The 18,257-nt window shown below is 70.1% G+C and carries 18 protein-coding genes and 1 pseudogene; 12 read left to right on the forward strand and 7 right to left on the reverse strand.

Features of this window, described 5'->3' with window-relative positions; translation table 11 throughout:
* The first annotated feature begins 93 nt into the window (after nt 1-93).
* The 4 genes and pseudogenes from PKF00_RS35165 to PKF00_RS44755 form a co-directional block, all read left to right on the forward strand.
* Nucleotides 94-2,322, forward strand: a complete 2,229-nt coding sequence (locus tag PKF00_RS35165) for an ATP-binding SpoIIE family protein phosphatase (protein ID WP_271222033.1) — start codon at nt 94-96, stop codon at nt 2,320-2,322.
* 481 nt (nt 2,323-2,803) lie between these two features.
* Complete coding sequence (locus PKF00_RS35170; RefSeq protein ID WP_271222034.1) at nt 2,804-3,577, forward strand: alpha/beta fold hydrolase; 774 nt, start codon at nt 2,804-2,806, stop codon at nt 3,575-3,577.
* A 460-nt stretch (nt 3,578-4,037) separates the two neighbouring features.
* Complete coding sequence (locus PKF00_RS44750; protein WP_369011192.1) at nt 4,038-4,376, forward strand: MmyB family transcriptional regulator; 339 nt, start codon at nt 4,038-4,040, stop codon at nt 4,374-4,376.
* Nucleotides 4,370-4,495 (forward strand): annotated as a pseudogene (locus PKF00_RS44755) (MmyB family transcriptional regulator); the annotation flags it as partial. The gene PKF00_RS44750 and the pseudogene PKF00_RS44755, both read left to right, overlap by 7 nt.
* 27 nt (nt 4,496-4,522) lie before the next feature.
* On the opposite strand, the gene PKF00_RS35175 reads toward PKF00_RS44755, so the two are convergent.
* Together PKF00_RS35175 and PKF00_RS35180 are read right to left on the reverse strand one after the other, a co-directional pair.
* A complete protein-coding gene (locus PKF00_RS35175) occupies nt 4,523-4,684 on the reverse strand; it encodes a hypothetical protein (protein WP_271222035.1) in 162 nt (53 codons plus the stop codon).
* Between the two features lie 20 nt (nt 4,685-4,704).
* Entirely contained in the window at nt 4,705-5,085 is a 381-nt protein-coding gene (locus tag PKF00_RS35180; protein WP_271222036.1) for a hypothetical protein, read from the reverse strand.
* Between PKF00_RS35180 and PKF00_RS35185 the strand changes: the two genes are divergently transcribed.
* Nucleotides 5,063-5,443 carry a hypothetical protein gene (locus PKF00_RS35185; protein ID WP_271222037.1) on the forward strand — a complete coding sequence of 127 codons (381 nt, stop codon included), beginning with the start codon at nt 5,063-5,065 and terminating at the stop codon, nt 5,441-5,443. The two genes, PKF00_RS35180 and PKF00_RS35185, sit on opposite strands and share 23 nt — an antisense overlap.
* Nucleotides 5,444-5,533: 90 nt before the next feature.
* Here PKF00_RS35185 and PKF00_RS35190 read toward each other — a convergent pair whose 3' ends face one another.
* On the reverse strand, nt 5,534-6,679 hold the full coding sequence (locus PKF00_RS35190; protein ID WP_271222038.1) for an acyl-CoA dehydrogenase family protein: 1,146 nt from the start codon (nt 6,677-6,679) through the stop codon (nt 5,534-5,536).
* Nucleotides 6,680-7,049: 370 nt separating this feature from the next.
* Between PKF00_RS35190 and PKF00_RS35195 the strand changes: the two genes are divergently transcribed.
* The 6 genes from PKF00_RS35195 (at nt 7,050) to PKF00_RS35220 (ending at nt 12,873) form a co-directional block, all read left to right on the forward strand.
* Nucleotides 7,050-8,300, forward strand: a complete 1,251-nt coding sequence (locus tag PKF00_RS35195; protein WP_271222039.1) for a hypothetical protein — start codon at nt 7,050-7,052, stop codon at nt 8,298-8,300.
* A 32-nt stretch (nt 8,301-8,332) separates the two neighbouring features.
* The gene (locus tag PKF00_RS35200) at nt 8,333-9,214 is read left to right on the forward strand and encodes a class F sortase (protein ID WP_271222040.1); all 882 of its coding nucleotides are present in this window, start codon (nt 8,333-8,335) and stop codon (nt 9,212-9,214) included.
* Between the two features lie 244 nt (nt 9,215-9,458).
* Entirely contained in the window at nt 9,459-9,995 is a 537-nt protein-coding gene (locus PKF00_RS35205; protein WP_271222041.1) for an RNA polymerase sigma factor, read from the forward strand.
* On the forward strand, nt 9,992-10,942 hold the full coding sequence (locus tag PKF00_RS35210) for a hypothetical protein (RefSeq protein ID WP_271222042.1): 951 nt from the start codon (nt 9,992-9,994) through the stop codon (nt 10,940-10,942). The genes PKF00_RS35205 and PKF00_RS35210 overlap by 4 nt, the downstream gene beginning before the upstream one ends.
* Nucleotides 10,943-11,122: 180 nt before the next feature.
* Nucleotides 11,123-12,085 carry a threo-3-hydroxy-L-aspartate ammonia-lyase gene (locus PKF00_RS35215; RefSeq protein WP_271222043.1) on the forward strand — a complete coding sequence of 321 codons (963 nt, stop codon included), beginning with the start codon at nt 11,123-11,125 and terminating at the stop codon, nt 12,083-12,085.
* A 419-nt stretch (nt 12,086-12,504) separates the two neighbouring features.
* A complete protein-coding gene (locus PKF00_RS35220; protein ID WP_271222044.1) occupies nt 12,505-12,873 on the forward strand; it encodes a hypothetical protein in 369 nt (122 codons plus the stop codon).
* Between the two features lie 23 nt (nt 12,874-12,896).
* On the opposite strand, the gene PKF00_RS35225 is transcribed toward PKF00_RS35220, so the two are convergent.
* Genes PKF00_RS35225 through PKF00_RS35235 form a run of 3 tightly spaced genes read right to left on the reverse strand, consistent with a single transcriptional unit; the run spans nt 12,897 to nt 15,469 of the window.
* Nucleotides 12,897-13,679: a methylenetetrahydrofolate reductase gene (locus PKF00_RS35225; RefSeq protein ID WP_271222045.1), complete on the reverse strand. Its 783-nt coding sequence runs from the start codon at nt 13,677-13,679 to the stop codon at nt 12,897-12,899.
* 54 nt (nt 13,680-13,733) lie between these two features.
* Nucleotides 13,734-14,915: an MFS transporter gene (locus PKF00_RS35230; protein WP_271222046.1), complete on the reverse strand. Its 1,182-nt coding sequence runs from the start codon at nt 14,913-14,915 to the stop codon at nt 13,734-13,736.
* Nucleotides 14,912-15,469 (reverse strand): Chromate resistance protein ChrB, encoded by a 558-nt coding sequence (locus PKF00_RS35235; protein ID WP_271222081.1) that lies wholly within the window; start codon nt 15,467-15,469, stop codon nt 14,912-14,914. The genes PKF00_RS35230 and PKF00_RS35235 overlap by 4 nt, the downstream gene beginning before the upstream one ends.
* 303 nt (nt 15,470-15,772) lie before the next feature.
* Here PKF00_RS35235 and PKF00_RS35240 point away from each other — a divergent pair, with 303 nt between their 5' ends.
* Entirely contained in the window at nt 15,773-17,095 is a 1,323-nt protein-coding gene (locus PKF00_RS35240; RefSeq protein WP_271222047.1) for an alpha/beta hydrolase family protein, read from the forward strand.
* 446 nt (nt 17,096-17,541) lie between these two features.
* On the opposite strand, the gene PKF00_RS35245 is transcribed toward PKF00_RS35240, so the two are convergent.
* Nucleotides 17,542-18,171 (reverse strand): TetR/AcrR family transcriptional regulator, encoded by a 630-nt coding sequence (locus PKF00_RS35245; RefSeq protein WP_271222048.1) that lies wholly within the window; start codon nt 18,169-18,171, stop codon nt 17,542-17,544.
* Nucleotides 18,172-18,257 lie beyond the last annotated feature (86 nt).

The following is an 18,257-nucleotide window of genomic DNA, read 5'->3' on the forward strand; positions in this document are numbered from 1 at the left end:
CCCCCGGGAGACCCTCCACTCCCCTGCCGAGACCGCAGCAGGAGCAACCGTGGTTCGCTTTGTGCACAGCCGTCCCCAAGGGGTGGTCACCGGATGAAACGGTGGGGGGATCTCTCACAGGACGCCGCCGACCACCTCTCGGCAAGCTCGGTTCTCGACCATGCCGAGATGGCGGTGGTCGTCACCGACCGTTTCAGCAACGTCGTCTACTGGAACCCCTTCGCCGAGAGGCTGTTCGGCAGGCCGGGCCCCTCCGCCCGCGACCAGTCGCGCTCTCTCGGCATCATGGAGAAGGACCATCCGCTCGCCGTCGAGCTCGCCAAACACGTGCTCAAGGGCGGCGTCTGGGAGGGCACCTTCGACGTCAAGCGCGGAGACGGCACGATCATCTACGTCCGGGCCCAGGCTGTGCCGTTGCGGCACCAGTCGGGCTCGGTGACGGGCATCGTCATCACCGCCCGCGAGGCGCTGCGCAGCAACGAGCGCGAGAAGGACCGCTTCGGGCTGCTCGAGCGGATCGGGGAACGGCTCGCGGGCTCGCTGTACGTCGAGGAGACGCTCAAGCGCGTCGCCGAGATGCTCGTCCCGCAGTTCGCCGACCACTGCTTCATCGAGCTGATGGACGGCGGCCGGCTGATCAGGAAGGTCTCCAGCCACGTCCAGGGCTGGAGCCCGCCGCCGAACACCTGGGCCCCGCTCGGCGCGGAGATCCGCTACCCGACCGGCCACTACGCCGACATCGCGCTGCGCCGCCAGGAGACGATCCTCGTCGAGGACTTCTCCCAGACCAACTACCCGAGTCCCGGCGAGGGCAGCACCCGCCTCGCCGCCGAGATCGGCATGACCTCGGCCATCGTGGCGCCGCTGTGCGTGCGCGGCGAGGTCCTCGGCCTGATGTACCTCGGCCTGTCCAACCTGACCGACCGGCGCAGCCCGCACTACGACGCCTTCGACCGCGACTTCGTCGGGGCGATCGCCACCCGGGTCGCGCTGGCCGTCGACAACGCCCTGCTGTTCGAGGAGGAGCGGCACACCGCCGAGTCCTTCCAGAAGAACCTGCTGCCGCCCCAGCCGCTGCCCGAGCTCGACGGCCTCGAGATCGCGGTCCGCTACTACCCCGCGGCGCCGCTCGCCTCGCACGGCCAGGGCATCCAGACCCAGGTCGGCGGCGACTGGTACGACGTCATCCCGCTGTCGGCGGGCCGGGTCGGCATCGTCATCGGCGACGTCGAGGGCAGAGGGGCCAAGGCCGCCGCCGTCATGGGCCAGCTGCGGGCCGCGCTGCGCGCGTTCGCCCAGGACGACAAGCCGCCCGCGGAGATCCTCGCCAGGCTCGACGACTGGACGCACAGCATCGCCACCCCCGAGTGGGACGACAGCGGCGCCGACATCAGCGTGCCGCCCATCGTCACCTGCCAGTACCTCGTCTACGACGCCTGGTCGCGGCAGCTGTCGTTCGCGAACGCCGGACACGCCCCGCCGCTGCTCCTGGTCGACGGCACCTGCTCCGAGCTGGAGATCGAGGAGGTCGGCAAGCCCCTCGGCGTCCGCGCCCGCGGCATAAACGCCGACCTGGTCTACAAGGAGGAGACGCGGACGCTGCCCGCCGGGGCCGCGCTGCTGCTGTACACCGACGGTCTCGTCGACCGCCGTCCCGTGCGCGACGCCGACGCCAAGCCGCCCAGCGACGAGGAGACCCTCGCGACGCTCTTCGGCAAGCTCATCGAGATCTCCGAGGACTCGGTGGAGAACATCGCCGACGCCGCGACGGTCGCGGTGCCCGGCGAGATCGACGACGACATGGCCATCCTGGTCGTCAGGTCCGCCCGCGACGAGCTCGACGTCGAGGAGCGCACCTTCCCCGCCCAGCCGATCATGGTCGGTGAGGCCCGCAGGATGGCGGCTGAGGCGTTCAGCGGCTGGAACGTCCCCGAGGAGCGCGCCGAGCTGGCCTGCCTGCTGGTCTCCGAGGTGGTGACCAACGTCGTGCTGCACGCGGCCAACGCCAGCGTCCCGCGTCACGAGCTGATGGTCGACACCACCGTCCCCTTCTCGTTCGAGGACTCCTGGGACGTCCCCGGCTTCGAGGACGAGGTCGTCACCGAGAAGGAGTTCACCCTCAGGCTCCGCAGGGGCGGGGAGTCGGTCTGGGTCGAGGTCTTCGACCAGGACCTCCGCCTTCCCCGCATCCGCAGCGCGGGGGAGAACGACGAGGGCGGGCGGGGCCTCTACCTCGTCGACCAGCTCGCCAGACGCTGGGGTTCGCGCCCCACCAGGGAGGGCAAGGCCGTCTGGTTCGAGATCCCCACCAAGGCCCGCTGACCCGGGCTTTCATGCCCCGCGCTTGTTCGTCCTGAGTTCGCCTGCCGGGGTGGGTGTGTGTCTTCGCCGGGTTCGTGGTGTTTCCGGGTGCCGGTACGGCTGATCCGGGCTTTCATACCCCGCGCCTGGCCGTCCTGAGTTCGTCTGCCGGGGTAGGTGTGTGTCTTCGCCGGGTTCGTGGTGCTTTCAGGCACCAATACGGCGGGTGCGGCTGATCCGGGCTTTCACGTCCCGCGCTTGTTCGTCCTGGGTTCGTCTGCCGGGGTGGGTGTGTGTCTTCGCCGGGTTCGTGGTGCTTTCAGGCGCCGGTACGGCGAGTGCCGACACGGACATGTCCGGTGCCTTCGAACGGCGCGCGACCCGGTGAACGTTCCCGGTCGCGGCACCACTCGTCCGCCCCCCTCACGTCCCGCTTGCCCTGGTTGCCGGGACCCGCCGGAGCACGCTAGGAGATGCCCGCGATCGGTGCTTCACTCGGGACATGGATCTGGCCTTCGAACGCCGCGGGACCGGAACGCCCCTGGTCCTGCTGCACGGCATCGGGCACCACTGGCAGGCATGGCTGCCGGTGCTCGACCGTCTCGCCGAGGAGCGGGACGTGATCGCCGTCGACTTCCCCGGCTTCGGCGCTTCCCCGCCGCTGCCCCCTGGCTCGCCGTACACGGCTGAGACCCTTGCTGACGCGGTCGAGTCCTTCTGCGCGACGCTCGACCTTCGCGAGCCACACGTCGCGGGCAACTCCATGGGCGGCTACGTCGCCCTCGAACTGGCGTCGAGAGGTGTGGTCCGCACGGCGACCGCGATCTCTCCCGCCGGTTTCTGGAACCGGAGCGAGTTCGTCTACGCGCGAGCCGTGCTCAGGGCGCTCAGGGCCTCTGCCACGGCGGTGCTCCCGCGCCAGGCCCCGGTCACCCTGGAGCACCCGCTGGGACACGCGATCTCGGTGGGCATGCTGGTGGCCCATCCGTCCAGGCTCTCCACGGAGGCGGTGCGCGCGGGGGCCCAGGCGCTGCGGGACGCCCCCGGGTTCGACGACACCCTCGACTCCTTCGCCTGGCTGATGCCCCCCGCGCCGCCGAAGACGCCGATCACGATCGCCTGGGGTGAGCGCGACCGGCTGCTGCCCCGGCGGCAGGCCGTACGGGCCGCCAGATGGTCGGGGCAGCGGGTGAGGCTGCTGCGGGGCTGCGGGCACCTGCCGATGAGCGACGCCCCCGAACTCGTCGCCGAAGTGCTGCTGGAGGGATCCCGCTGACCACGCACCCACACAACCGCGTAACCACCTACCTGAGCACCGCGCAGCCACACAACCGCGTAACCACCTACCTGAGCACCGCGTAGCTACGCAATCGCGTAACCACCTACCTGAGCACCGCGCAGCCACACAACCGAGTAACCACCTACCTGAGCACCGCGTAGCTACGCAATCGCGTAACCACCTACCTGAGCACCGCTTAGCCACCTACCTGAGCACCGCGTAGCCACGCGAGCGCGCACCTGCGTGACCACGCGGTCGCGTCCAACGCACCTCGCGTGGTGATCGCATACCTTCACCGGGTCCGTGGTGTCTCCAGGCGCCGGTACGGCGATTGCCGACACAGGCATGTCCGGCGCCTTCGAACGGCGCGCGACCCGGTGAACGTTCCCGGTCACGGCACCAGGCACCCGGCGCACGGGTGTCCGGTGCTCGGGGCCTAGATGCTTGGGCGTCCGGGGTGCTCAGAGGGCGATCGGGTCCTGGCGCGTCCCTGTACGGCGCAGCACCTCGGTCAGGTCGGCCACCTCGGTCAGGTTGGCCACCTCGGCCGGACCGGCTTCCTGGACGCTTCCTGGACGAACGGACCAAGGAGATCCTCGTCGACCGGGCGCCGAAGGCCAGGGCGGCGGTCGCCCAGCTGCGGCTCAGCGCCGCCAGGTGTCCGGAGGAGCCCGGATTCACGGCGCCGGTCGGAGAGCTGTCGGTCAAAAGCGAGCTGTTCCGGCACCGGTGGGCCGATCACAAGGTCTGGGAGGACCATGATCACAATGTCCGGGAGAAGACCCGGGGACCATGAGGCTCCGGCATCCGTTCGTCGGCGAGCTGACCCCGCGCCGTCAGACGCCCACGGTGGCCGGAGCGACCGACCAGGCGTTGGTCGTCTACGCGGCGGAGCCGGGGGCCGATGCCGAGGCGGCGCTGCGGCTGCCGGCCGGCTGGACGCTAGCGGAACGTCTGCCCCCACATGGCGAGCACCACCAGGACGAACACGATCATGATGCCCGCGTAGGCGATCGTGCCGAGCCTCAGTGCGCGCCGCACCCGGTTGAGCCCCCAGGCGAACAGGAACGCCAGGAAGATCAGCAGGATCAGTCCGCTGTCCATCAACACCGCCTCAGGGGAGCCTACGCTGACCAGTATGCGTCGGCCGCGAGGATCTTGTGATGATTAACCGCGACGCCGCGTCCTGTGGAATGGTTGCCGCCTGTGAGTAGATGGATGAAAGTGACACGCGTTCCGTCGTTCCTCCAGAAGGCCGTGCCCGGCTCCACGTCGAGCTTCGCCACGGGCCTCACGCCGACGTCCAGGGCGGGCTCCGTGGCGCGCGCCGTGCCGGTCGCCGTAGTGGGCGCCGCGTTGGTCGCCGTCCTGTCGGCGTGTTCGACGGGAGGCGGCTCGTCCGCGACCTCGCCGAGCCCCGCCGCCTCGACGACCGCTCCGGGAGCTCCGACAAGCACGCCGACGGACGCGCCGCCCTCGGGCATGCCGACGGAGGATCGGCCCACGGGCTCCCCTTCGTCCTCCGCCGCCGCGACGCCCGAGGCCGAGCCGTCGCGGACCGGGGGCGTCAAGGAGGTCGACACCGAGGCGACCGGGGCGATCAGCCTGCTGGGGAACGGCTCGATCGTGGTCGACACCGGCAAGGGTGTGCGAGAGGCGAAGCTCACCGGCGACACGATCGTGCTCGACGTGCAGGGGAGCGTCTGCGACCAGGGAGCGATCCCGCACCGGTGCACGTCCGCGCAGCTGTCTAAGGCGCTCAAGGCGGGTGTCTCGTTCGAGGGCAAGGTGCTGATCGCGGACGGCGTGGCCGTGAAGGTCGAGGAGATCGTCAAGGAGGACAGCGCGGCGTCCGACGGGTGAGCGGCGGGGCGAGCAGCGGGGTGAGCGGCGGGGCGAGCAGCGGGGTGAGCGGCGGGGCGAGCAGCGGGGTGGGCAGCGGGGTGGGCGCGGTCAGAAGCCGAACGAGCGGCCGATGATCTCCTTCATGATCTCGGTCGTGCCGCCGTAGATGGTCTGCACACGGCTGTCGATCCAGGCCTTGGCCACGGGATACTCCATCATGTAGCCGTAGCCGCCGTGCAGCTGGAGACAGCGGTCGACGACCTTGGTCTGCAGCTCGGTCGTCCACCACTTGGCCTTGGCGGCGTCCACGGCGCTCAGCTCCCCGGCGTTGAGCGCCAGGATGCACTTGTCCACGTAGTGGCGGGCGATCTCGACCTCGGTGTCCAGCTCGGCCAGCACGAACCGGGTGTTCTGGAAGCTGCCGATGCTCTGACCGAAGGCCTTGCGGGTCCTGCAGTACTCGATGGTCGTCCGCAGGACGCTCTCCGCCGTCGCCACGGCCATCACGGCGATCGACAGGCGCTCCTGCGGAAGGTTGGCCATCAGCTGGAAGAAGCCCTGGCCCTCCTGCTCGCCCAGCAGGTTGGCGGCGGGCACCCGGACGTCGTCGAAGAACAGCTCCGCCGTGTCCTGGGCGTGCATGCCGATCTTCTCCAGGTTGCGGCCCCGGCTGAACCCCTCCATGCCCCGCTCGACGACGAGCAGCGAGACGCCCTTGGCGCCCGCCTCCGGGGCGGTCTTGGCGACCACGACGACCAGGTCGGAGTTGATGCCGTTGGTGATGAAGGTCTTCTGGCCGTTGACGACGTAGTGGTCGCCCTCGCGCACGGCGGTCGTCCTGATGCCCTGCAGGTCGCTGCCCGCGCCCGGCTCCGTCATCGCGACAGCCGTGATCAGCTCGCCGCTGACGAATCCGGGCAGCCAGCGGGCCTTCTGCTCGTCGTTCGTGAGGTCCACGAAGTACGGGGCCATCACGTCGTTGTGCAGGGAGTAGCCCAGACCGGTGGCCCCGATCCCCATGACCTCCTCGACGATCACCGCGTTGTAGCGGAAGTCCTTGATCCCCGCCCCGCCGTACTCCTCCGGCACCCCGAAGCCGAACATCCCGATCTCTCCGGCCTTCTTCCACACCTCACGCGGGACGATGCCGTCCTTCTCCCACCGGTCGTGGTGGGGGACGACCTCACGGGCCAGGAAATCGTGCACGGTCTCCCGGAAGAGCAGGTGCTCCTCCTCGAAGAGGTCTCGCTGCATGGACTGCCTCCTTGACTCGAGGCCAGAATACGATTCTGTTACTCCCAGGTACACCCAGTTGACGGGCCTTGTACGCCTCTCGCCCAGAAGCTGACCGCATCACAAGTCCGCCACAGTCTCCTGGAGGTCTTGTCATCTTCCTGCGTCAGGGGGGCGGGGGGCGGTACGATCCGGGCCGAGTTGTGATTAGATGCCCAGTTTTATGGCCGGATTCCGATGATCGAGGTGTCCAGTGGTGCGGTGGGGAGCAAGGCTCCGTAGGGCCGTCGCGGCGTCAGTCCTGGGACTGGCGGTCGGTTCCCTGGTCGTTCTGTCCGGCTCCCAGAGTGCCGCTGACACGGACACCTATATCTCTGATTTCTTCTGCAACGTGGATATTAATCCAGCCAGCAAAATGAGCCCGGCGGGAGCCAAGCTGCTGGTCAGAGCGGCTATCCCGACGAAGGTCTACGTCGGCCAACCGCTTGAGATCAAGTGGACTCTGGGGGATTCCCCTTTCAAGGCGCCCGGTGACTTTCCTCAGAAGGCGCGGGTGATCGCCAGGGGCAGTGCTGGGATCTCTGACTACTGGAGCGGCGTCGGAACCCTCGACTCGATGGGTGAGACCGTGCTCGCCAATGCGTTGCAGAAAGAGGGGCCGCTGCCGTTGCCCACGCTGACGCCGGGCTCCTATATCGTGGGCAAGGAGGGCGAGATCAAGGTCACGCCCAGAGATCTCACCGTGCAGTTCCTCCCGCCTGATTCATTTCCTGTCGTCAACGACAGCGTAGGCGAGGGCAAGAACCCCGAGATCATCTATGGCCCTAATCCCGCAGATTGGACCCGAAGGGCCGATCCTCAGATCGACGACTTTCAGAAGGACGTTCAGGCGGCCAAGACCCTCGATGCGACCGTGAAATACACGTTCACGGGCACCGGCGCACAGTTCATCACCGAACGCGATGATGACATGGGCAAAGTCGAGGTCGTTCTTCAGGAAGAGGGCAAGCAGAAGCCTTCTCCGGCGGTGACGGTTGACGCCTCCAAAGAGGAGGACGGGACGACCGATGTTCCAGCAAATGTGAAGCGGACTCAGCAGGTTCTCTGGAATGTCAGCGGTTTGAAATACGGCAGCCACACCGTCACTCTCACGAACAAGTCGGCGGACAAATACATGCTCATTGACGCCTTCAAAGTACTCCGAGAGCCCAAGCCTGAGCTTTATACGCACGTCAATGACTTCAACGCCATCTGCAAGCCGACCAAGGCCGAGACGGTCACAGTGAAGGTGGAGAAGACGCCGACCGCCACGCCCACCACCCCGGCCCCCACGCCCACCAGGACCCCGACCGTCACCCCCAGCACGGTCTACACGACCGTCCCCCCGGGTTCCTCCACCTCCACCGCGACCCCCAAGCCCACCCTGACCGTCACCGCGACCGTCACCCCCACCCGCGCGACGCCGACCACCCCCCAGGTGGTCGTGACGCCCACGGGTGGCGCGCAGACCGGTGAGGCTCCCGACGAGAAGTCCTCGGGAATGGGACTGATCGGCGGTGGGACGGCGATGGTGCTCGGAAGCGTGCTCGGCGGAGTGGCGTTGAAGAGGCGGCGGTCGGCGCACGCGCGAGGCCGGGGATAGACAGGCTCGGGGAAAGGTAAGGAGGGCGCCGGATGTATCCAGGGCCTTCGCAGGGCGGTCCGGACCCCTACTACGGCGACGGCCGCGCGCCCAGGAGCAGGGGCGGCAGGCTGCTGCCCGCGGTGCTGGTGGTCGGTGCGCTCGGTGGGGTGGCCGCGGTCATGACAGGGCTGCTCACCTATCTGACGCCGGTGGCGGACGACGAGCCGTACGGGCCTCCGGTGCCGCAGGCGGCGAACACCATGATCGTGGAAGACGTCCCGTCGCCCGGACAGCAGACGGCCCCGGCGCAGCAGCCCCAGGAGCAGCCACAGCAGCAGGACCCGGTGGCGGCGGCGCTGCCGTCGGGGGTGGGGCCCGGCGGGCTGGACGTGCCGTTGACGGCCGCGGCTCCCACCGCGGCTCCGCCGCTGCCCGTCGTGCAGCCCCCGGAGCCCCTCAAGAGCAAGGGCGTGGTGCGGCCGAACAAGCTGGCCATCCCCAAGATCGGTCTGATGGCCCCGCTGATGGCGCTCGGCGTCGACGCCAAGAAGGAGATCCAGACGCCGCCGCTGAGCAGGCCGAACCAGGCGGGGTGGTACAAGCACGGCCCTATCCCGGGCGCGCAGGGCCCCTCGGTCGTCCTCGGACACGTGAACACCCGGCGCGGGGCCGCCGTCTTCAGCCGTCTGAAGGAGATCAGGCGCGGAGACAAGATCAAGGTCTCCCGCTCCGACGGGACCATCGCGGAGTTCACGGTCGACGGGGTCGAGCAGGTCAGCAAGAAGGCGTTCCCGTCGAAGCGGGTCTACGGCAACACCGGTGAGGCCACCCTCCGCCTGATCACCTGTGGCGGCGTCTACAACCGCCAGACCGGCCACTACACCGACAACATCATCGTCTACGCGACCCTGTCCGCCACCCGTCGCGTCTGATTGCCGCTCCCGTCCAGGCTTCCCGGGCCCCTCAGGGCGGCCCCGGGACCCTCCCTGAGGGCGGCGTCAGCGCGCGTACGGAGGGCCGGCCGTTCTCCCGGGTGGCCTTCCGTGCGTTCTCCCGGACCGCGCGGGTCTCGGCGTGGAAAGGTTCGCCGCTGACATCGGTGATGTTCGGGGGATTCGCGACATCTGTTCAGTAGACGGTGCGAAGCGTGCCGGAACGCTGAACAGGAGACGGGGTTTGAACGATGAGGCCAGCTTCACCCGTATGTTCCAGGAGCACTACGAGTCGGTTCTGCGATACGCGTGGCGGCGGGTGGGGTCCGCGGACGCCCCGGACATAGCCGCGGAGACATTCAAGATCGCTTGGGAGAAGTACGACGGGTTTCCCCGTGATCAGCCGCTGCCCTGGCTGTACGTCACCGCCCGCAACCTCACCCTGAACCTGATCAGAAAAGACAGGCGAAGGGAACGGCTCGCCGACTGGCCGGGCGAGGATCTGTCGCGCCATGCCGTCGAACAGGACCATGCCTACGCCGTCACCGCCCGTCAGGCGGCGCTGGCGGCGCTGGACGGCCTGAGCGACGACGACCGGGAGTTGGTGCTCCTGGTCTCCTGGGAGGGGCTCGACCTGCGCCAGGCCGCCGTGGTCGTGGGCTGTTCCCGACCGGTGGCCTCGATGCGTCTGCACCGCGCGCGCAAACGTCTGCGACGCCTGCTCGCGGATGAGCCGCAATCCGTCGGTCGCCATCCTTCCTATGGGGAGAACGCCGTATGAACAACGACATCAAGCAGCTCAGGAGCATGCTCGAAGCGCACGACCCGGCAGGGCGGGTGCGCGCGGACCCGTTGGCGTCGTCCGCCACCCTGCGAGAGATCGTCGGCGGCGCGGAACGGACGCCCGGGAGGGTCACCCGGCGGTGGTTCCGGCGGCGATGGCTTCTCCTTCTTCCCGCCGCCGTGGTGCTGGCGGGGGCCGTGATCGCCCTGACGGCGGTGCTGCGGCCCGGTGACGTCGGCCCGGTGCACGTGGGACCGGGCAAGGCGGAGGCGCTGGCGTTCACCGCGAACGGCGACACCGTCGACGTCCGGATCGTCGACCCCGACGCCGACCCCCGGCGCTACCGCGAGGAGTTCGCCGCCCACGGCATGGACGTCGACCTGAGGATGCAGTCCGCGTCGCCGAGCCTGGTCGGCAAGATGATCTCCGTGTCCTCTCCCGGGAGGATGACGGTCTACAACCCGGACGGCAGCTTCGACATCCAGGACAAGAACGGCAGCAGCAGGATCGAGGGGGTCGGCGGCAGCCCTGACTGCGGCGTCATATGGTGCAAGACCGGAGTGCGGATCCCCGTCGCTCTGCGCGGTCCCGTCGTGATCACCTTCGGCAGGGCCGCCCGGCCCGGTGAGCCGTACGAGCTCGCGGGTGATCCGACCGCCAGGGGAGAGAGCCTGGAGGGGCTCCCTCTGCGGAACCGGACGGTCGCCGAGGTCAGGCTCATGCTGCGACAGCGACAGGTCACGGTCAAGCGGTACTACCACGACGCCCCGGAGAACCCTCCAGAGGCCGGACGCGGCTGGCAGCCGACCGAGCACGTCCTCCGCCCTGAGGAGGTTCCCGGAACCTGGTACGTGCACGAGGCGTGGGGCAGCCGCGACAGGGGCGCGGTGGGACTCCTCGTCGCCCCTTGGCCCACGTCGGTCATACCGCCAGGAGGCTCCTGAGGCTCGCCCGCGGTTTTCATCAGTGGTCGACCGGGGCGAAGTTCTGCCACGAGGATGAGAGTCGCGGCCGGAGAGGGGCACGTCCGAGCCTGTCCCGACGAACCCAACAGACCAGACGAACCCAACAGACCAGACGAACCGAACAGACAACGAACTGGACGAACCCAAAGGAGCCGGTCAATGCCCCAGTCGCCGACCTACGACGACGTCCGTGACGCCGCCGCCCGCATCGCGCCCCAGGCCCACCGCACCCCGGTGCTGCGTTCGCGTCTGGTCAACGAGAGCGTCGGCGCCGACGTGGTGTTCAAGTGTGAGAACTTCCAGCGGGTGGGCGCGTTCAAGTTCCGGGGCGCGTTCAACGCCCTGTCGAGGTTCACTCCCGAGCAGCGACGCGCGGGTGTGGTGACCTACTCCTCAGGCAACCACGCGCAGGCGATCGCCCTGGCCGCCCGGCTGCTGGACATCCCCGCCGCGATCGTCATGCCCCATGACGCGCCCGCCGCGAAGGTGGCCGCGACCAGGGGGTACGGCGGGCAGATCGTCGCCTACGACCGCTACACCGAGGACCGTGAGGAGATCGGCCGCGCGCTGGCCGCCGAACGCGGCCTCACGCTGATCCCGCCCTACGACCATCCCGACGTCATCGCCGGTCAGGGCACCGCCGCCATGGAGTTGTTCGAGGAGGCCGGTGATCTCGACGCGCTCTTCGTGCCCCTGGGCGGCGGCGGGCTGCTGTCCGGAACCGCGCTGGCGACGCGGGCGCTGTCGCCGGCCTGCAGGCTGTACGGCGTCGAGCCGGAGGCCGGTGACGACGGCCGGAGGTCCCTGCGCGCGGGCGCCGTCGTCCACATCGACACCCCGGAGACCATCGCCGACGGCGCGCAGACCCAGCATCTCGGAGCCCACACGTTCGAGATCATCCGCCGCGACGTCGACGACGTTCTCACCGCTGCCGACGCCGAACTGGTGGAGTGCATGCGGATCTTCGGGTCGATCATGAAGATCGTCGTCGAGCCCACCGGGTGCCTCGGCTTCGCCGCCGTCCGCAACCTCGCCGCCGACCTGGCCGGGCAGCGGGTCGGTGTGATCGTCAGCGGCGGCAACGTCGACCTCGACCGCTTCGCGTCCCTGCTGGTCTCCTGACCGCGCGGGCTTTTCGAGCATGCTGGTCTCCTGACCGCGCGGGCTTCCCGAGCACGTTGATCTCCTGACCACGTCGGCCTTCTGAACGTGCCGCGCGGCGTCGGCCTTCCGGCGCGCCCGAGGCTCTCCCCGCCGCGCGGCCCGCTCCTCCGGGAACGTCGGCCGCCAGGTCACCCGCCCGGGGGAGGCAAGATCCCCCGGGCGACGGGCGCGGCCGGGCAGGGCGCGGAACTACCGTTGCCTGCCGTGGGAACGACGGCCCGCAGGGCGTTGATCTTCAAGATCTCTCGCGGAGAACACGGCCGGAGTTCATGGCATACGCCGCCCCGCCGCGACGCCCCCGGTCGTCCGAGGGTTCCGGCCCGCGCCCATGGGGAGTCCGGCCGGGCAGCACATAGATCAACACGGAAGTGAACGTCATGAAATGGATGTCGCGGGTCGGAGTCATTCTGCTGGGAGCGGCTCTGATCGTCGGAGCACTGAGCGCCTTCGTGGCCTTCAGGGCGAGTACGACGAAGGAACGCATCGACGGCCAGCTCCAGCGGGCGGCGGCGGCGCTGCGCGAGGCGGAGACGGTCAAGGAGAGCGACCCCGCACAGCACGAGCAGCTGAAGCAGGACGCCGAGCGGTACACCGGCTTCGCCGAGACGGACCAGCAGGAGTACTCCTCCCAGCAGCAGGGCGGGTGGTACCTGGCGGGAGGGGCGCTGGCCGCCCTCGCCGGAGGCGTCACCCTGATCGCCATGGGCCGTTCGGGGACCGCGGCCCAGCGGTCCCGTCACATGTAGCGGCGGAGGGGGCAGGCAGCCCGTCAGGCGAGCAGGTGCTCCAGCCGGGCGGCCACCTCTCGGTAGCGGGCGACCGGGACCAGGTGCACGCCGTCGAAGGCCCCGGAGTCGCGGATCCGGAGGATCTGCTCGCAGGTGGCCTCGACCCCGGCGAGCCGGTCGGCGGCGACCTTCTCCACCAGCTCGCCCGGGATGTCGATGTCGGGGATCGCGGCCGCGAGACGCCGGGCGTGCGTCTCGCTGGCGAGGACCATCACGCCCGCGTACACGGGGACGTCGACCGGGTTGGCCTCACGCCACTCGAGCAGGGCCTCCAGCGAGAAACTGACCTGGACGAAGACGAAGTCGGCCGCGCGCTTCCACGCGGGCAGCGGGCGCAGGGCCGCGGCCGTGCCGACGCGGAAGGGCCGCACCCCCGAGAAGGCGGCGTCCTGCGGCAGGGCGCGGACCTCCTCGATCATCGTCCGCACGTTCAGCTCCCCGGTACGGCTGCCGGCGCCCGGCTTGTCCCCGTAGACGAACAGGAACTGCTCGACGCCGTACGCCGCCGCGGTGAGCAGGTCGCGGCGGAACCCCAGCAGGTTGCGGTCACGTGAGTTGAGACACGCGATGCTGCGCCCGCCCATCGCCTCGACCTCGTGCGCGACCGCCACGCTGGAGACCGTGGCACGGCCGATGTGGTTGTCGGGCACGAGGAAGGTCTCGGACACCTTGCTCAGGGTTCCGATCTGGTGCCGGACGTGCTTCAGGTCAGGCCGGGTCGGCGGCTCGATCTCACAGATCACTTGGAACGGGCGATTGGTCATGGGGCAAATCTAGAAAATCTTGACGTTCGCCGTCATGCGTATTGCCGATCATCATCAGGGAGACGAAGGCGGAGCGGCACGGAGGCGTGCGGCCAGGACGAGAAGCGGGCCGACGGCCAGCAGGAGGGCCAGCGCCGCGTAGCCGTGGGTGAGAGAGGCGACGGTGGCGATGCCCGCGACCAGGAGCGGGCCGCCGGCGTCGCCGAGCTCGCGCCCCAGCTCGGCGGTTCCCATGGTCTGGCCGAGTCGTTCGGCGGGGGTGGAGGCCGCCAGGGCGGCGAAGCCGAGGGGAGTGATCAGGCCGGTTCCCGCACCGATGAGGGCGGCGCCGCCCAGCACGCCCGCCAGACCCGGCAGCGTCGCGCAGCCGAGCCCGGCGGCGGTGATCAGCAGTCCGGCGGTGATGCCCCCGCGCGCGCCGAGGCGTCCCTCGTCCAGCGCGCGCCCGGCCCTGGGCTGGACGAGCGCGGCGCATCCGGCGAGCACCGAGACCGCGGCGCCGGTGGCGACGGTGCCCAGCCCGGCGGCGGCGCCGGAGACGGGCAGGAAGCCCACCCCGACGGACAGGGCCGCGGTCGCCGCGGCCAGCGCCGCGGTCGGCCCCAGGAAGGCCGGGTCGGCCAGCCGTCTGGCCAGATCCAGCACCGTCTGGCGACGCTTGGGCAGTGGGGGCAGGGAGGGGACGGCGAGCGCGGCCCACGCGGCGACCGCCAGGCCGAGCACCGCCAGCACCGCGAACAGCAGCCGCAGGCCCCCGGCCCACACCAGCAGCCCGCCCAGCAGCGGACCGAGGGTGTAGCCGATGGACTTGTAGAAGCCGTAGGAGCCGAAGGCACGGCCATGCCTGGCCGCCGGATTGAGCCGGGCGACCAGGGCGGAGGCCGAGGGGGAGAAGGCGGAGGCCGCCGCGCCCTGGCCGAGGCGGGCCGCCCACAGCCACGCGGGGCTGTCGGCGATCACGTACGCGGCGGAGGCCGCGGCGAAGGCGAGCAGTCCGCCCAGCAGCACCGGACGGGCGCCGACGCGGTCTGCGAGCGTGCCGAACAGCGGCTTGAGCAGCACTTCAGCCCCGTCGTACAGAGCGAGCAGGCCGCCCAGCACCAGCAGCGAGGTGACCGCGTCGTCGCTGAAGCCGCCCAGATTGGCGGCGATGCCGTGCGCGCCGAAGGCGGTGGTGAACCCGGCGGCGTACAGCGGCCACATCTGCCGTCTCAACGTGGTCTCCGGGGCGGTCACCAGCTCTGCCCCGACGTCTCGTGCAGGGCCTGGAAGACCCGCTCTGCGTAGTCCTCGCACGCGGCGGCGCACTGCCTGAGCCGTTCACCGGCCTGGGCGGCCTCCGGCGCGCCGAACACGTCGCGGACCGTCAGGTCACGGTGCCAGCGCCGTAGCCGCTCCAGGCTCTGCTCCTCCTCCTCGAGCTCGGCCAGCGTGAACTTGGCGTTGCGGATCTCCTTGGCCAGCTCCTGCTCGAACTTGCCGCAGTCGGCGAGGAACTCCGTCCAGTCCGCGGACCGTGCGGCGGTGAACAGCTCCTGGAAGCGGGCGGCGTCGTCGGGGCCGCGCCCCGCCGCCCGCAGCGTCACGGCCTGGCCCTTGGCCTGCTCGGTCAGGCTCACCGCGCGGTCCAGGCCGTCGGCGAAGACCGGCACGTCGGGGACCGCCCAGGTGCCCTGGCCGAGCGAGAGCGCGCCGATCTTGCGCAGCTCCCGCCAGACCGCCACCCGGTGCCGCGACGGCTCGGCGGGGAGTTTGACCACGAGAACGAGCCACTGGCTCACCGGCTCCATGTTCGTCACAGTTGAAAATGTAGCAGCTGTTACATTTTCGACGTCATCCTCTTCCTGTCGCTCCCGCTGGGAGATGGGGCCTGATCGGTCCGGGCGCGCCCCGTCCGAGGTCGACCGGTCCGGGCGTGACCGTTTCGAGGGAGACCTGTCCAGGTATGAACGCTCCGAGGTCGACCGGTCTGGGCGTGACCGCTCCGAGGGAAACCGGTTCAGGCGTGACCGTTCCGGGCCTGACCAAGGACCGGGGTCACCCCTTACTTTCGTCAGTGTCAGGAGCCAGGCGGTGGTTCATACCGTTTTGCCGTGATCAGAACTCGCCGGGGTGCCATGGTCGCCCTGCTCTCGCTCGCCCTGCCACTGCCGATCGCGGCCGCCGCCACTCCCGCGTCCGCGGGCACGGCCGTCACCGCTTCCGCCTTCACGACCGCGGGCGGGGCCGTCACCTTCTCGTCCGGGGCCGCGACAGCCCCTTTCACGACCGCGGCATCCGCGACAGCCCCCTTCACGACCTCGGCGTCCGCGGCCACGACGACCGCGTCCGTGCTCGCCTCCGAAGTCAGGCTTGAGCTGCCTCGCCCGACCGGGCCGTACGCGATCGGCCGGGACACGCTGCACCTCGTCGACCGTGGACGGCGGGACCCGTGGGTTCCCGATGCTGCGACGCGGGAGTTGATGGTGTCGATGTACTACCCGGCCAGGGCCGGGACCGGCGGGCCCGCGTCCTACGTGAGCGTGGAGGAGGCCCGGCTGCTGCTCGAAGGCCAGAAGCGGAACGCTCCGGGTGCGGCGGAGCTGCTGAGCGGAACCCGCCTCAACGCCCGCGCCGACGCGCGCCCCGTCCACGGCAGGCATCCGCTGGTGGTGCTCTCGCCCGGCTTCTCCCTGTCGCGCGCCACCCTCACGATCCTCGCCGAGGACCTCGCCAGCAGGGGGTACGTCGTCGCGGCGGTCGACCACGCCTACGAGTCCTTCGGCACGCTCTTCCCCGGCGGGCGGATGCTCACCTGCGTCGCCTGCGAGCGGGCGGAGGAGGCGGGCGACGACGAGGACGACGCCGTCATGGCCGCCGTCGCGGAGGGCAGGGCCAAGGACGTCTCGTTCGTCATCGACCGGCTCACCGGACGCCGTCCCGCGTGGAGGCACGCCCGGACGATCGACCGGAGGCGGATCGGCATGGCCGGACACTCCATCGGCGGCGACAGCGCCGCCCGGACCATGGCGGCCGACCGTCGAGTGCGGGCGGGCGTGAACATGGACGGCACGTTCTTCGCCCCGGTCCCCGCGTCGGGCCTCGGCGGCAGGCCCTTCATGATGCTCGGCACCGAGACCCTCCACAGGCCGGGCGGCGAGGACACCACCTGGGACCGGGACTGGGCCCGCCTGGACGGCTGGAAGCGCTGGCTGACCGTGACCGGCTCGGGGCACTTCACCTTCATCGACCTGCCCGTGCTCGCCGCGCAACTCGGCATGGACGACCCCTCGGCCCCGCTGCCGGGACGCCGCTCAGGGGAGATCACACGCGACTACGTGGGCGCCTTCTTCGACCTGCACCTGCGGGGCGTCGCGCAGCCGCTCCTCGACGGACCGTCCCCGGCTAACCCGGAGGTCAGGTTCCAGCAGCCCTGACGCCTTCGGTGCCGGTACTTGAGGCTGCGCCCGCCGGGCCGTTTCCACCCGCCCGTGAGGCACGCCCTTCGGTGGTGCGTCTGATGCCCGCCCGACTCCCACCCACCGAGTCCCAAGAGAAGATCGCTGACCTGGTCCATAGGGCGAGGCCGCCGATTGGGCCCGTAGGGAGGAGGAGGCCGCTGGCCTGGTCCATGGGGAGAGACCACTGGCCGGGGTCGGAAGCGCGGGGCGTCGGCCGGGTCAGGAGGGCTCTTCAGGGCGAGGCCGCCGATTGGGCCCGTAGGAAGGAGCGGTTGGGCCTGTAGGAAAGAGGAGATCGCTGACCTGCTCCATAGGGAAAGGCCACTGGTGTCCGTAGGGAAGAGAAGGTCGCTGGCCTGGTCCACAGGAAGGTCGCCGGCCGGGGCTGGAAGCCGGGGGCGTCGTTGGGTCAGGAGGGTTCTTCAGGGCGAGTCCTGTGGGGCGGGAGCCGTTGCGGGGGTCGGGGGCGTCCCGGTGGTCAGAGCGTGGAAGAAGGGGCGGACGAGGTCGACGACCTGGTCGGGGGCGGCGTCCCGCAGGCCGGGCAGTTCGATCTGGTGGCGGCCGACGACCACGCCGAGGATGACGGCCTCGATCAGGGCGGCGCGCAGCTGGGCGTCCTGGGCGTCTATCGCGTCGCCGATCCGCGCCGACTGGTCGGCCGCCGCCGTCCTGAGGTGCTCGGCCGCCTCGGGGTGCGTCATCATCGAGCGCAGCACGGCGAGTGAGGCGGTCGGCTCACGCTCAAGGCGCGCGTGCAGCGAGCCGAGCAGCGATTCGGCGACGTGCGCGGGGGAACCGCCGGCCGTGGCGTCGGGCAGCAGGTAGGCGGCCCGGTTGAACAGCTCCCGCTTGGACCCGAAGTAGTGCGTCACGAGGCGGGGATCGACCTCGGCCCGTGTCGCGACGGCGCGGATGGTGGTGCGCTCATAGCCCGACTCGGCGAACATCGCGCGCGCCACGGTCAGGATGCGCTCCTGGGTCCGGAGCCGCTGTTCGGTCCGTGACGTACGCCGTTCGGCCGGTGACGTGGGGGGACCCGGTTCGCTCACGGCGTCGATTCTACGAACGTTGACTCGGACGCCCGTGCGACCCTACATTCATTCCACGCTTGTGGAATGAATGTAGGGTCGCATCG

This window comes from Streptosporangium carneum (assembly GCF_027922005.1).
GTDB lineage: Bacteria > Actinomycetota > Actinomycetes > Streptosporangiales > Streptosporangiaceae > Streptosporangium > Streptosporangium carneum.

Bases quoted from the DNA above. Each gene is read 5' to 3' on its own strand.
- PKF00_RS35165 (WP_271222033.1), top strand. From the start codon at position 94: ATGAAACGGTGGGGGGATCTCTCACAGGACGCCGCCGACCACCTCTCG.
- PKF00_RS35170 (WP_271222034.1), top strand. From the start codon at position 2,804: ATGGATCTGGCCTTCGAACGCCGCGGGACCGGAACGCCCCTGGTCCTG.
- PKF00_RS35175 (WP_271222035.1), bottom strand. From the start codon at position 4,684: ATGGACAGCGGACTGATCCTGCTGATCTTCCTGGCGTTCCTGTTCGCC.
- PKF00_RS35185 (WP_271222037.1), top strand. From the start codon at position 5,063: ATGCCGACGGAGGATCGGCCCACGGGCTCCCCTTCGTCCTCCGCCGCC.
- PKF00_RS35190 (WP_271222038.1), bottom strand. From the start codon at position 6,679: ATGCAGCGAGACCTCTTCGAGGAGGAGCACCTGCTCTTCCGGGAGACC.
- PKF00_RS35200 (WP_271222040.1), top strand. From the start codon at position 8,333: ATGTATCCAGGGCCTTCGCAGGGCGGTCCGGACCCCTACTACGGCGAC.
- PKF00_RS35210 (WP_271222042.1), top strand. From the start codon at position 9,992: ATGAACAACGACATCAAGCAGCTCAGGAGCATGCTCGAAGCGCACGAC.
- PKF00_RS35215 (WP_271222043.1), top strand. From the start codon at position 11,123: ATGCCCCAGTCGCCGACCTACGACGACGTCCGTGACGCCGCCGCCCGC.
- PKF00_RS35220 (WP_271222044.1), top strand. From the start codon at position 12,505: ATGAAATGGATGTCGCGGGTCGGAGTCATTCTGCTGGGAGCGGCTCTG.
- PKF00_RS35225 (WP_271222045.1), bottom strand. From the start codon at position 13,679: ATGACCAATCGCCCGTTCCAAGTGATCTGTGAGATCGAGCCGCCGACC.
- PKF00_RS35235 (WP_271222081.1), bottom strand. From the start codon at position 15,469: ATGGAGCCGGTGAGCCAGTGGCTCGTTCTCGTGGTCAAACTCCCCGCC.